This window comes from Thermobacillus composti KWC4 (assembly GCF_000227705.2).
In the GTDB taxonomy this organism is placed as follows: Bacteria; Bacillota; Bacilli; order Paenibacillales; family Paenibacillaceae; genus Thermobacillus; species Thermobacillus xylanilyticus.
On the sequence record NC_019897.1, the window covers coordinates 3,503,494 to 3,517,128 of the forward strand.

Here is a 13,635-nt window from a genome sequence, read left to right on the forward strand (position 1 = left end):
CGGAGCGCTCCCGCTCCCGGCAGCCCGGCCGCGGGCGGTCAGTCCTCTTCCCCTTCTTCCGGACGGAACAGCTCCTGCAGGTACAGCTCCGGCCGGTTCAAAAAACCTTTCGTGATCTGGTAATGTTCCGTCTCCTCGTAGCCGACCTTCCGGATTTCCCCGCCGTCGAAGCTGTAGATGACCGCGCCCGGGAAACCGAGCAGAATCGGCGAATGGGTCGCGATGATGAACTGCGCGCGGCCGCTCGCCGCGTGTTGGTGCAGGATGCGGAGAAACGCGAGCTGCCGGGCCGGCGACAGCGCGGCTTCGGGCTCGTCCAGCAGATAGAGGCTGCGGGTCCGGCTGCCGAACCGGTTCAGGAACAGCGACAGGAACGATTCGCCGTGCGACTGCTCGTGCAGCGATCGTCCGCCGTATCCGCCATAGTTGAACGGAGGATCCTCGCTCGCCAGCCGGTCGAGGTACGAAGCGAAATGATAGAAGCTCTCGGCCCGCAGGAAGAAGCCCGACGTCACCTTCGGCAGCCAGGACAGCCGGATGTGAGGCCCGAGCGGGGCATCGGACGCTTCCACTTCGTGCGTGTGGTTCCGCCCGCCGCCGGCCGTGTTGAACCCGCACTGCCAGGCGATCGCCTCGAGCAGCGTCGATTTGCCGGAGCCGTTTTCCCCGACGAAGAACGTGACCGGCGCCGTGAACGGCAGGGTATCCAGGCTGCGGATCGCCGGAATCGCGAACGGATAGCGGTCGAAATCCGTGCCTGCGCCGCGGAGCAGGGTGACACTGCGCAGAAACATGAAGGGCGTGGCTCCTTTCGCGATTGGAGTCACGCCCAACATATCAGAATGCCCGGCCCGCCGTCAACGCCGTCCGCGTCGTCAATGCCGCCCGCGGAAATACGTGATCGCCAGCGCGGCGGCGAGCACGCCGCCTTTCACGATGTCCATCGCGTAATACGGCACGGACAGCATGATGAGTCCGTTCGACAGCACGCCGATCAGCACCGCGCCCGCGAACGTGCCGAGCGCGTTCGGCTTGCCGGAGCCGAGCACGGAGAAGCCGATGAACGCCGCCGCGACGGCTTCCATCAGGTACGGGGCGCCGGCGTTCACCTCCGCGCTCCCGACGCGCGCGCCGAGTACGATGCCGCCCAGTCCGGCCAGCAGCGCCGAGATGACGTAGGCCAGGAGCCGGTACCGGTTCACCGGAATGCCCGACAGCTTCGCCGCTTCCGGGTTGCCGCCGATCATGTACATATAGCGGCCGTATTTCGTGTAGTTCAGGAACAGATGCACCGCCAGCACGACGATCAGCATGATGATGATGATCCACGGCACGCGGCCCAGCAGACTGAACGACTGCGGAATTTTGCCGGTTGCGAAGTCGCCGCTCGGCAGGATCATGTTCTCGGAGATCGTCGCCCCGCGGGAATAGGTGAGCGCAAGTCCCTGGAAGACGAACATCGTCGCCAGCGTCATGAGCATGTCCTGAATTTTGAAACGGGTGACGAGCAGCGCGTTCACCAGCCCGACGACGAGGCAGGCCATAAGCGCCGCCGCAATGCCGATTCCGAGCGGCTGGCCGTGCCAGACGAACATCGAAATGACGACCGCGCAGGCGACCGACGCCGTCGAGCCGACGGACAGGTCGAAGCCGCCGACGGCCAGTGATACGGTGAGCCCGGTCGCGATGATCGTCACGATCGAGATCGACCGGAGAATGTTGATCAGGTTGGTGTCACTGAAAAAATGATCCGTCGACACCCAGAAAATGACAATCAGCAGCGCGATGGTCAGCAGCGTTCCGTATTTGTACAGCCAGTCGAACAGCCGAAAACCTTTGAGTGCCGCAGCCGTGTCCGTCGTCTTCATTGTCCCGTGCCTCCCGTACTGTAGAGCATGATTTCATCTTCGCTCGTGCGATCGATCTCAAGCTCCCGGACGATCCGTCCGTCGTACATGACGTACACCCGGTCCGTCAGCCCCATGATCTCCGGCACTTCGCTGGATGCGTAGAGCACGCATTTGCCGCGGGCCGCCAGCCCGGCGACCAGTTCGTAGATGTCCCGCTTCGCCCCGACATCGACGCCCTTCGTCGGCTCGTCGAAAATGTACACTTCGGCATCGGCCAGCAGCCATTTGCCGATCGCGATCTTCTGCTGGTTGCCGCCCGACAGGCTCTCGACCCTGGCGGAACCGTCCGGCGTCTTCACGCCGAGCCGGGCGATCATGTCGCCCGCCGCCAGCCGCTCCCGCGCCGCGCTCAGCCATGCGCCCAGGCGCGTATATTGCGGCAGCGTCGCCACCGTCAGGTTGGCGGTCACCGTCTCCTCCACGAAGACGCCTTCGCGCCGGCGCTCCTCGGGAACGAGCGCCAGGCCGCTTCTCACCGCGTCGTGCGGCGAACCGATGGCGAGGCGGCGGCCGCCCAGCTTCAGCTCGCCGGCGACCTGCCCGGACGCACCGAACAGCGCCCGGCACAGTTCGGTCTTGCCGGCGCCGACCAGTCCGGCGAGGCCGACGATCTCGCCGGCGCGGATGTACAGGCTGGCGCCCTTCACCTTGTCCCCGTCGCGGATGTCCGTCGCTTCGAACATGACCGGCCCCGGCGCGTTCGTCCGCTGCGGGAACTGCCCTTCCCACTTGGAGCCGAGCATATGCTCGACGATCTGCTGCTGGGTCATCTGCTTGAGCTCGCCGCGCGCGACCACCCGGCCGTCCCGCATGATCGTGATGTCTTCGCAGATTTCGTACAGTTCCGGCAGCCGGTGCGAGATGAAAATAATCCCCGTGCCCTGCGACTTGAGCAGTCGGACGAGGCGGAACAGCCGCTCCGTCTCCGCGCGGCTGAGCGGCGCCGTCGGCTCGTCCAGAATGAGGAAGCGGCAGGCGGTGGTCATCGCGCGCGCGATCAGCACCATCTGCTTCTCGGCCAGCGACAGTTCCGCTACCCGCTTCCGGGTCGGGATGCTCACCTCAAGCCGTCCGAGCACCTCCTCAGCCGCCCGGTGAACTTCTCCCCATCTGACCCGGTGCCGGCCTTTCATTTCATGGACGAGCTTCTCCATCATGATATTCTCGCCGACGCTGAGATTCGGCACGAGCGCCGTGTCGACTTCCTGATAGACGACCTGGATGCCGTGCGCCTTCGCATCCCTCGGCGTGCGGATCTTCGCTTCCCGGCCGTCGATCCGGATCGATCCCGTGTAATGGCCGTAGGCGCCCGCAAGCACCTTCATCAGCGTCGATTTGCCTGCGCCGTTCGCGCCGATCAGCGCGTGCGCCCGTCCCGCGGCCGCGGTGAAATCGGCGCCGCCCAGCGCCTGCACGCCGGGAAATGCGATCGAGATGCCGCGCATCTCAAGCAATCCCGCCGCTGTCTGCGTCATCCGGCTCACCTCCCATGCACAGATCAAGCGCCCTCGTCCAGCCGGACAAGGGCGCTGTCATCAACCGGTCTTGACAGGCATTACTTCGCGTTTGCCGCCTTGAGTTCCTTCATCCAGTCCTCTTCGAACGCGTCCGTCTGTCCCCATCCCGGAATGATATCGGCCAGCGTGGCCATGTTGACCGTTTCTGCGGATTTGCCGAGCGTTTCCTGGTCGATCAGCGCGGCCTCGAGATTGTATTCGGCCGGCGTCTCTTCACCCGCCAGTTTCTTCGCCAGCAGCCGGACGTTCACGGCGCCGATCATCTTCGGATCGACGGCGGCCGTCGCCACCCACGGGCTGCCTTCTTCCTGCATGATCTGCAGGTCGGCGTTCGAAACGTCGATGCCGTAGATCTTGATCTCCGTCCGGCCGGCTTCGATCAGCGCCCGCGCGGCGCCGATGGCGAAGGCGTCCCACGTCGCGAAGATGGCGTCGATCTCGCCCTTCGGATACTTCGTGAGCATCGCCGCGACGGCGTTCTGCGTCTCCACCGACGTGTTCTCGTTCGCGACGCCGAACCGCTCCAGCTCCTTGATGCCCGGGTTGGCGTTCAGCACTTCCTGATAGACGGCGTTGCGGCGCACCATCGGCGGGAATCCGTCCACCCACAGATAGATGATGTTCGCGTTGCCGCCCGTGTCTTGCACGAGGCGGTCCAGCGCGTAGCGCGCCAGCGCCTGGTCGTCCTGCGCCGTGAGCGTGACACCCTCAACCGAAGCCAGATCGCCGATCGAGTCGAACGTGACGACTTCGATGCCCTTCTCGCGCAGCTTCTTCACCGCTTCGACCGTTGCCGGATCGTCGCCGTGGGAGACGATGACGCCGTCCACGTCTTCCGTCGCCGCCTGCTCGAGCGCTTCAAGGAACTTCACCGAATCGCCGTTCGCGGCGAACGTGTCGACCTTGAAGCCGAGCGCTTCGCCTTCCTGTTTCGCACCGGCCAGGAATTGCGCCGTATGATCGTCGTTGCCGATCTTGCGGATGACCTTGATCTTCACGTCGCCCCGCTCGGCGAGCGCAGCCGGCACGTTCAGCTCGACGCCGCTTTCGCCGCCGTTGTTCCCGCCGGCGGCTGTGCCGCTTGCGTTCCCGCCGCCGTTGCTTCCGCCCGAATTGCCCTGCCCGCAGCCCGTGACGGCCAGCGCTGCCGCCAGCACAATCGCGAGAACGCCGCGGACTCCGACCTTGTGCTTCATTCCATAGTTCCCCCCTCGGAATTGACAGTGTTTTAATACAAGCAAATCTATCGGAAATTGATAGAATTGTCAACAGAGAAGTTTTTTCCTGATATGGGAAGGGGGTGCGCAAGGGGTTGTGTGCCGCTCTGCTTTGTCAGCGTCCCGTTGTGCCGCACGGCACCGCGCCTCTTATCCGCAAAATTCGTCCCTCAGTTCCGCTGCCGCGGGACGCCATGGCGTGTCCTTCATTTCTAACGGAACGGAGGAAGCTGTCGATTAACTGTGCACAACGATCGTGCGACAGATAATCAATTTTTGCGAAATACTTTGGAAAATACGATGTTTTCTTTTCCGTTCTCACGATTACACCCGTTTTCGTGGTATAATGGTAGCAAGGTGTTTACAGGAGGCGACGCATATGACTTTTTCGGTTCGGTACAAAACGTTCGACCAACTTTCCTTTGCCGATGTGCAAGTGTACACCAAGCTGCCGCCGCATCCGTTCTGGAGCCATGTCGACAGCAAGGTCGACTTTTCGTTCGCCGATCGGCTGTGCGCGGTGCTCTATTCCGGCAGAGGACAGTACCCGTATGCGCCGTCTCTCAAGTTGAAAATCCATCTGGTTCAGGCCTACTACGGTCTGTCGGATCGTCAGACCGAAGAAAAAATCATCGGTGACCTGTTCATCAAGCGCTTCCTGCAACTGCCCGTGGATTTCATCGGTTTCGACCACAGCACGATCGGACTGGATCGCAGCCGCATGGGAGCCGCCATGTTCCGGGCCTGCCATCTCTACATTCTGGCCCAGATGTACCAGTACGGACTGTGGGGCGACCGGAACGAACAGTGGATCATCGACTCGTTCCCGACCAATGTGAACCTGAAGTTCCCGGGCGCCTATCGGCTGATTCAGCATGCCCTGATTCGTCTGGCGCAACATTTGCGCAAGCACGGGACAAAACCGATGCTTGAGGCGTTGGAGGCTTTGCCGCTGGATGGCGCAACCGTTCGGCTGAGCAAGTCGGCCTCGGCGTCGGCTCGCATGCTGGCCTTCAGCAAGCTGGTCTCCCAAGCCTACGGGTTGTTGGCCTGGTTCGAGAACGAGAACATCAAGCCGCTTCTGGCGGAGTGGAAGCATCTTAAGCGTTCGCGGGAGCTGCAAGCGATCCTGCGGCGCATTCTCCAAGAGAACAGCTCGCCTGTCGACCCCGGCGATGGAGCGGATGAAGCGTCCGAAGGCCGGAACGAGGAGACCGGGACGAACGTTCCCGAGCTCGTTCGGTTTCAAAAGATTCCGCTAGCCGAACGCCCGAAAAACCGCATCGTGAGCGCGGTTGACCCGGAAGCGCGCATCGCCAAGCGGTCGAAAACCATCTACGGGTACAAAACGCAAAACCTCTGCACGACGGGCGGCGTCATTCTCGACGTGCGCACTATTCCGGCCAATGAACACGATCAGGATGCGACAGCCGACATGACCGCGACGATCAAGCGTTTCTTTGGCGTGACGCCTTCCGCTCTGCTGGGGGATTCGGCTTATGGCCACGGGAGAAACCGGGCGCGACTGGCCGCACTGGGGATCCCCGTCGTCGCTCCGGTTCCGATTGCCGAAAACCCGACCGGTCTGTTTCATTCGTCCCGGTTTGTCTACGATGCGGAGAAGGATGTGTACATTTGCCCGGAAGGCCAACAAAGCGTCGGCAAGCAATATATCCGCCAGTCGGAAGGTCACCAGTACAGCTTTGCACCGCACGTTTGTCTTTCCTGCCCGTCGCGCAAGGCGTGCACGAGCAGTGAAAAGGGGGGCCGGCGTGTATTCCGGAGCGATTACGCAGACCTGTACGAAGCCGCCCGGGTATACAACGACAGTCTGACCGGGCGAGCCGAGTTGCAAGAGCGGCTCGTCGTCGAACGGAAGAACAAGGAACTGAAGAACGACTGCGCTCTGGATGGAGCGCGAACCCGCAGCCGCGTTACCCTGCAAATCAAGGCACAGACTTCGGCGATGGTCGTAAACCTCAAACTCCTGGTCCGAAAACTCGGAAACCCCAAACCCGGGTTTCTTCGTCGTGCGCCAATCGCGGTCGGATGAAGCAAAGCACACGAAAGGTAAGACCCATGATGATGGCGGATATCCCCCCAATCCGACCCACAACGGCTTGTGGACGAGAATTGCAAGTTTCAGTAGGGGATGGAGCCTTGTTTTTCCACAGTGAATAGACAGCTTCCGGAGAAGCGTTATTCGGCCGATATCGGGCAGTTTTCCATTCTAACGGAACGGAGAAGCGTTATCTGCAGAAAAGAACGTCCGCACACCCGCCAAACGCCGCAATAACGCCCCTGAGTTCCGTTGCTGCCCGGAGCCGCGCCCCTTTTCCGTCAATAACGTCTCTGAGTTCCGTTGCGATTTCCCCTCACAAAAAGAAACGCCGGAAGAGCGCATTTCTGCACTCCCCGGCTGTCTCGCCAATCGTATTCACCATCTGCCCGGTAATCCCGTCCGGTCCCACGAGCTGACACGGACACCAGGACCGCCCGCCGCTACTCATCCGCAAACTCCAGCAGCACCGCCGTCTTGTCGTCCGATCGCTTGACCCGCGGAAATCTCGTGCAATCGGGATCGGACCGCTCATATTGCACGAGCCATTCCGCGTACGCTTCGAGCCCCATCCGGCCGACAAGCCGCGCGGTTTCTTCGGCGTCGAACGCTTCCGCCGGATCGGCCTTCGGCACGTACATCCCGTCCGTCATCAGCAGCAGCGAGCGGAGCCCGAGCCGGTTGATCGTGCCGGATTCGACATAGCAGGCGAACGCGGGATCGCCGTTCAGCACGGCGTACCCTTCGGGCCCCGGAGCGTTCGCCAGCCGCCGGCCCGCTTCGATGGTCGGCAGCACTGCCTGCCAGCGCGCGTCGCGCCCCGTGATGCCGGAGGACGCCGCTTCCGACCACCGGCGCAGCGTCGCCCGGTCCACGGCGGCGAGCTGATCCCGCGTCAGGACGCGGTACGAGCCGTCCCGGTAGCCGGCGACCAGCATGCAGTCGCCCGCCTGAGCGTAGTCGACGGCGTCCGGCCGGACCCGCACGATGAGCGCGCCGGCGCTCCACAGCGCCTCCTTGCGCGCCGGGTCGATGCCGCATGCCGCCATCTCCGAAGCCAGCCGCCGGTTCGCTTCCGCCAGCATGTCCGCCAGCGCCGCGGCCTTGGCATCCGCGCCGAGCGGCATGCCCATGACGGTCTCTGCCGTGATCCGCGACGCCAGCACGCCGCCCGTCTCGCCGGAGGGCGCACGGAACGGCACGAGCGATGTGGCGCCGTCTACGACGCCGAACAGACCGTCCCGCTCCCTGACGATGAGCGCGTCTTCGTTCCACTCGCCGCTCCCCCGGATGCAGACCGTTCGGAACGTCAAGCCGCCCATCCCGCGATCACTTCTCGTACGCGGCGAACGGGTCCGCGATCGTCACCCGGTGCGCTTCCGCGTCGCTGATGCCGGCGTACAGGTCGGCCGTGCCGTTCGAATGCCGGATCAGACCGCCGCTGAAGACGACATCGACGAGGTCCGGACGCTTCGCGGGTCCGGCCGGGAAGTCGGCCCGTTCCGCGATGATCGACATGTCGGAAAATTTGCCAGTCGTCGGATCGAATACGAATGTCATCGGATAATAATGCCGGTTGCCCTGCTCGTCGAACCTGGCGATATGCCCGAGCACGCCGAGCAGCCCGTTCGAGAGCACATGGATTTCGTTGCATCCGCCCCACTCTTCGTCCAGGAACTGGCCTTCGAGCAGCGGCGCCTGATGGATCACGTCAAGCGACAGGTCGTCCAGCTTGCCGATGCGGGCGTAGCCGATCTTGCCTCTTCCGCCCTTCTCGCCCTGCGGACGCGTGAACACGCCGATGCTTCCGTCCTTGAGCTGGACGAGACGCAGATCCTTCATCTGATCAGGCCCCTGGAAGAACGGTTTCTTGTCCACGAGGCCCGACTCTTTGTAGAAAACCGTCCGCCAGCCGAGTTTGCCCGGATCGACCGGATGGGGATAGGTCTCCACACCCCCGATGATCAGTTCGCCCGAAATGCGTGTATAGAACGGGTCTTGCAAGGCCAGGACGGGGGAATCGCTCCGCTGCACCCATTTGCCGTCCCGATTGACGAAAAAGTAAATCTCCGATTGCTCGCTGTCCCGGCGCTCGACCCGTCCCGCAATCACGATCTCGCCGTTCAGCACGAACGGCGCCGTGATGTTGTACACGTCGCGCCCTTCCACGCCGTCGAACACGATTTTCTCGGCGTAGAACGGCCGCTTGCCTCCCGCGCGATAGACCTCAAGCAACTCGACACAGGATTTGACCCCGCTGTTCTTCCAGAGTGCCATGACCGCTGATGTCCTTTCCGCTGTATTGTCCTATTTCAATAAATTAAACACTTCTTCGAGTTGGAAAGTTGCGGATGCTGTCGATTCGTCGGAGACGCCGTAGTACATGGTCACCCGGCCGTCCTTCACAATCGCGCCGCATGCGAAGACGACGCCGGCGAAGAACCCGGTCGTCTCGTATTCCGCTTCCGGCGACATGAACGGTTCCGCCGTGCGCGCGATGACGCGGCCCGGATCGTTCAGATCGAGCAGCACCGCGCCCATGCAATAGCGGTGGCCGCTGTCGGCTCCGTGATACAGGAGCAGCCAGCCTTCGTCCGTCCGGATCGGCACGCAGCCCGCCCCGATCCGCGCGCTGTCCCATCCGCTCTCGGAAATGCCCATGAGAAACCGATGATTGCCCCAATGGATGAGATCCGGCGATTCCGCGATCCACATCTCGGGCTTGCCGATGCCTTCGGGAACCGGACGGTGCACCATCATGTACTTCCCGTTGATTTTTTCGGGGAACAACACAACGTCCTTGTTCGTCGGCGCAAGAATCGTCCCTTCCCGTGTGAACGACCGGAAATCGCGGGTCGACAGCAGGCCGACGGCCACCCCTTTCTCGGAAACGGCGCTGTAGGTGACAAGAAAGCGGTCGTCGATTTTCGTGATGCGCGGATCTTCGATCCCCCACGTCTCCAGCGGTCCCGCCGGAACGACGCTCGGCTGCTCGTCAATCGTGAACCGCTCGCCGTCCCGGCTTCTCGCCACCCGGAGATGCGACAGCGTCGTCAGCCAGATCGTTTCGCCGCGCCGGTTCTTCACGACGCGCCGATCGCTGAAATCCAGATCCGGATCGTTTCGATCCAGCTCCACGATGCATACCGACGACTCTCCGAAACCGCTCGCATCCGCGCGCAGCACCGGCACGGTCACCTTGCCGGGATCCGTCTGGCGCGGCCGTTCCGCCACGCGCAGGAGCAGCACAATCTCATCGCCGCATTCCGCCACGCCGGCATTGAAAGCGCCGAGCACCTCCCAGTCCGGAAAAGACGGCTTCACATCGGCCGGCGTAATCAGCGGATTCAGCGGCGAACGCCGAACGCCGATTTGCGGTTTCACTCTCACCAGTTTCTCCTCCCATCCATTCCAAACCGGATCTATATTTCATTTAATCTTTAAGTCCCGTAAAGGTGATACCTTCGATGAAGTAACGCTGCGCGACGAAGAACAGCAGCACGACCGGCAGCGCGATGATGATGGACATGGCCATCAGATAGTTCCATTGCGGCGCCTCGTTCACCCCGCCCATGAAGAAGTACATCCCGACGTTCATCGTGTACAGCTTCATATCGGTCAGATAGATGAGCGGGCCGAGAAAATCGTTCCAGTACCCGCGGAACGCGAAGATCGCGACCGCGAGCAGCGCGGGCCGGATCTGCGGCAGCATGATCAGGAAGAACGTCTGCAGCGTATTCGCGCCGTCGATCTCGGCCGCGTCGTCCAACTCCCGCGGAATCGTCAGGAAGAACTGGCGCAGCAGGAAAATGTAGAACGGCCCCCACGCCGTCCACGCCCGCAGCACGAGCGGATCGAACTCGCCCACCAGTCCGAAGTGCTGCCAGATCAGGAACGTCGGAATGAGCGTCACGTGAAACGGCAGCATCATCGTCGCCAGCAGAATGAGAAAGATCAGATCGCTGCCGGGAAAACGGAACCGCGCGAACCCGTACGCGACGATCGTGGCGCTCGCCAGCTCCGCCGTAATGCCGAGCACGACGACGAAGATCGTGTTCCCGAGGTAGCGGTTGAACGGCATCGCCGTCCACGCCTCCGCGAAGTTGCGCCACTGCGGCGGATCCGGTATCCACTGCGGCGGCCAGGCGAAAATGTCGCCTTCCTGCTGCAGCGCGGTCGACAGCATCCAGAAGAACGGCACGAGAATGACCGCCGCCAGCAACGTCACAATGATATAAATGAGCGCCCGCTTGATCGCATTCATCCGCCTGGTGCCCAATCCTCCACCTGCCGCCAAGCTTCTCGCCATGATCGTAAGTCCCTCCTTATCGCTTCATGTCCGACTCGTAGTGAACCCAGGCCGGGGACGAGCGGAACACGAGCAGCGTAAGAACCAGAATGATCAAGAAGAGCACCCAGGCGATCGCGGAAGCTTCGCCCATGTGCATCTGGGTGAAGCCCCGCTCATAGACGAGCTGGTTCATGAACTTGCCGGCCGCGGTCGACGGACGAACGAACATCGCGATCGTAAAAATTTGCAGCGCGCCGATCATCCCCATGACGATCTGCAGCAGAATAACCGGCGAGATCTGCGGCACCGTAATATGCAGGAACTTCCGGAAGCCGCTTGCCCCGTCGATCTCGGCCGCCTCGTACAGGGAGCGCGGCACCCCTTGCAAGCCCGCGAGGAAGACGACGGTGTTCGTGCCGAAGATGCCCCAGACGCTCATGATGATGAAGGCCGGCAGAATGAAGTCCGGATCACCGAACCAGTTCGGCTTGCCCATGCCGAAGAGCTTGAAGAACGGCGACAGGATGTAGTTCAGAATGCCGGACTCGCTGTTGAACATCCACCGCCACAGGAGCGCCACCGCCACTTCCGGCAGCACCGCGGGCAGGAAATAGATCGTCCGGAACGTGCCGATGCCCTTGATCCGGTTATTGAGCAGCATCGCGATGAGCAGCGCGCCGATAACCCCGATCGGAAGCGAGAACAGGGCATAGAGCAGCGTAATCCGGACCGAGGGCCAGAATTCGATGTCCAGCGTGAACAATTTGATGTAGTTGTCCAGCCCGACCCATTCCGTCTTCCCGAAGATCGACGATTTCGTGAAGCTCAGGTACAGCGAATCGCCGAGCGGGTACAGGGTGAAAATGAGAAATCCGACGATCCACGGCGAGACGAGCGCCAGCCCCATCGCCTGCTTCTTCTTCCATCCAAACCACCGGAACAGGTGATAGATCAGGAAAGCGATCACGGCCAGCGCGACCGGCACGAGCAGCCAGCGGAACAGCGTCGCCAGATGGTTCTCCACTGCCGCTTCCTCCTTTCCGTTCATCACGGACTTCGAGCAAACAAAGGAGGCAGCGGACTGCCTCCTTCGCAAGATGCGTTATTGCAGCGCGTTGTCGAGCAACGGTTTCACCTTCGGAATGAGATCGTCCGGACGTGCGCCCGCGTTGATGATCGGGTCCATGAGCTGCGTCCAGAAAATGTTGTCCCAGTCCGGGTACTTTTCCGAATAGCGATACGGTCTTGCATATTCCATCGACGCGATGATCGCTTCAAGCGAATGCGCCTTGTCCGGATGCAGTTCTTTGAGCGTTTCGAGATCAGCCAGCGATTTGCGCGGCGGCATGATCTTCCAGTGGTGAATCGCATCGGTCAGATCCAGGAGCGCCTGGAATGCGGCGTCCGGATTTTTCGTCTTCGCGTTGATGCCCATGCCGAGAATGTCGCCGAACGTAACGTGCGTGCCGCCCGGACCCGCCGGCACCATGAACGCCTGCACGTTCTCGACGGTCGAGTCGAGATTGTCGGCGGCGCCGCCCATGAACATCGCGACCTGACCGTTGCGGAACATCTGGTCGAACCCGCGGTCGCGGATGATGCTTTGCGACGGAACGAGCGGACCTTGCACGAGGTCGGCGTAGAAGTTCAGCGCCTCTTTCGCCTCCGGCGTATCGATCGGCGACGACTTCATGTCTTCCGTGATGACTTCCCCGCCGTTCTGCCAGATGAACATTTGCGCCGGCGGCCAGCCGTTCAGCGTAAAGCCCCATTGCACCGTGTTGTTCGCATCAAAGCCTTCTTCGTCCGCACGCTTGCCGTTCGCATCCTTCGTCAGCTTCTTGGCCGCCTGGATGAAATCATCCCACGTCCAGCTTTCATCCGGATAGTCGAGCCCCGCTTCGTCGAACAGCGCCTTGTTGACATACATCATGACGGGCTGCTGCAGCCAGGGCAGACCGTAGATCTTGCCGTCATGCGTGAATGGCCCCAGAGACGCTTCATAGTAATCGTTCGTGTCGGCCGCCGGATGCGAAGCGCTTGCAAGCCGGTCGGTGATGTCGAGCATGACGCCGCCCGCGGCGAATTGCGCGGCGCGCTGCGCGCTGACCCAGAACAGATCGGGGCCGGAGTCGCCCGACAGCTGCGTGATCATGCGCGTATCGTATTCCGCCGGGTTGGAATCCTGCACGATTTCGTACGTGGTCGACTTGGCGTTCAGATCGTCGAGGATGGCCTGCAGTTCCTTCGCCTCATCGGCGCCCGCCCACGTCGCCAGCCGGATTTGCACCTTCCGGGCCGGTTCGCCGCCCGAATTGTTGCCGGACGAGCCGTTGTTCGCTGCGTTTCCGCCGTTCCCGCCGTTGTCGTTCTTGCCTCCCCCGCAAGCGGACAACACAAGCGCAATGACCAGGAGAACCGACACCAGCATGGATAACCTCTTCTTCATTGACACTGCCCCCTAGCTCCATGTTGGGAAACATGACTTGAACGATGACAACAATAACATTACAAAAATTATAAGTTTAATTTTGTAACGTTATTATCCTCGTTACAAACACATTATGCATCAGGATGACAACACTGTCAACAATCTGAATCATCGAATTTCAAGCTCGGTTTAGTCTTGTTTTTTCGCAAT

Annotated in this window: 11 protein-coding genes; 1 reads left to right on the top strand and 10 read right to left on the bottom strand. The window is 61.6% G+C overall.

What is annotated here, in order from left to right; translation table 11 throughout:
• Positions 1 to 38 precede the first annotated feature (38 nt).
• The 4 genes from THECO_RS16090 to THECO_RS16105 all read right to left on the bottom strand — a co-directional run bounded on the left by THECO_RS16090 (position 39) and on the right by THECO_RS16105 (position 4,623).
• The gene (locus tag THECO_RS16090) at positions 39 to 794 is read right to left on the bottom strand and encodes an AAA family ATPase (protein WP_015256092.1); all 756 of its coding nucleotides are present in this window, start codon (positions 792 to 794) and stop codon (positions 39 to 41) included.
• An 81-nt stretch (positions 795 to 875) separates the two neighbouring features.
• Positions 876 to 1,868 (bottom strand): ABC transporter permease, encoded by a 993-nt coding sequence (locus THECO_RS16095; RefSeq protein ID WP_015256093.1) that lies wholly within the window; start codon positions 1,866 to 1,868, stop codon positions 876 to 878.
• A complete protein-coding gene (locus tag THECO_RS16100; protein ID WP_015256094.1) occupies positions 1,865 to 3,385 on the bottom strand; it encodes a sugar ABC transporter ATP-binding protein in 1,521 nt (506 codons plus the stop codon). Before THECO_RS16100 ends, THECO_RS16095 begins: the two co-directional genes overlap by 4 nt.
• Positions 3,386 to 3,465: 80 nt before the next feature.
• Complete coding sequence (locus tag THECO_RS16105; RefSeq protein WP_015256095.1) at positions 3,466 to 4,623, bottom strand: sugar ABC transporter substrate-binding protein; 1,158 nt, start codon at positions 4,621 to 4,623, stop codon at positions 3,466 to 3,468.
• Between the two features lie 400 nt (positions 4,624 to 5,023).
• Between THECO_RS16105 and THECO_RS16110 the strand changes: the two genes are divergently transcribed.
• Entirely contained in the window at positions 5,024 to 6,697 is a 1,674-nt protein-coding gene (locus THECO_RS16110) for a transposase (protein WP_015253411.1), read from the top strand.
• 449 nt (positions 6,698 to 7,146) lie between these two features.
• Here THECO_RS16110 and THECO_RS16115 read toward each other — a convergent pair whose 3' ends face one another.
• The 6 genes from THECO_RS16115 to THECO_RS16140 all read right to left on the bottom strand — a co-directional run bounded on the left by THECO_RS16115 (position 7,147) and on the right by THECO_RS16140 (position 13,443).
• The gene (locus tag THECO_RS16115; RefSeq protein WP_157373601.1) at positions 7,147 to 8,016 is read right to left on the bottom strand and encodes a protein phosphatase 2C domain-containing protein; all 870 of its coding nucleotides are present in this window, start codon (positions 8,014 to 8,016) and stop codon (positions 7,147 to 7,149) included.
• A gap of 16 nt (positions 8,017 to 8,032) precedes the next feature.
• Positions 8,033 to 8,980: an MTP-1 family protein gene (locus THECO_RS16120; protein ID WP_015256097.1), complete on the bottom strand. Its 948-nt coding sequence runs from the start codon at positions 8,978 to 8,980 to the stop codon at positions 8,033 to 8,035.
• A gap of 30 nt (positions 8,981 to 9,010) precedes the next feature.
• Entirely contained in the window at positions 9,011 to 10,093 is a 1,083-nt protein-coding gene (locus THECO_RS16125; protein WP_015256098.1) for a glycoside hydrolase family 130 protein, read from the bottom strand.
• 43 nt (positions 10,094 to 10,136) lie between these two features.
• Positions 10,137 to 11,012 carry a carbohydrate ABC transporter permease gene (locus tag THECO_RS16130; protein ID WP_015256099.1) on the bottom strand — a complete coding sequence of 292 codons (876 nt, stop codon included), beginning with the start codon at positions 11,010 to 11,012 and terminating at the stop codon, positions 10,137 to 10,139.
• A 16-nt stretch (positions 11,013 to 11,028) separates the two neighbouring features.
• Entirely contained in the window at positions 11,029 to 12,018 is a 990-nt protein-coding gene (locus tag THECO_RS16135) for a carbohydrate ABC transporter permease (protein ID WP_015256100.1), read from the bottom strand.
• 78 nt (positions 12,019 to 12,096) lie between these two features.
• On the bottom strand, positions 12,097 to 13,443 hold the full coding sequence (locus tag THECO_RS16140; protein WP_015256101.1) for an ABC transporter substrate-binding protein: 1,347 nt from the start codon (positions 13,441 to 13,443) through the stop codon (positions 12,097 to 12,099).
• Positions 13,444 to 13,635 lie beyond the last annotated feature (192 nt).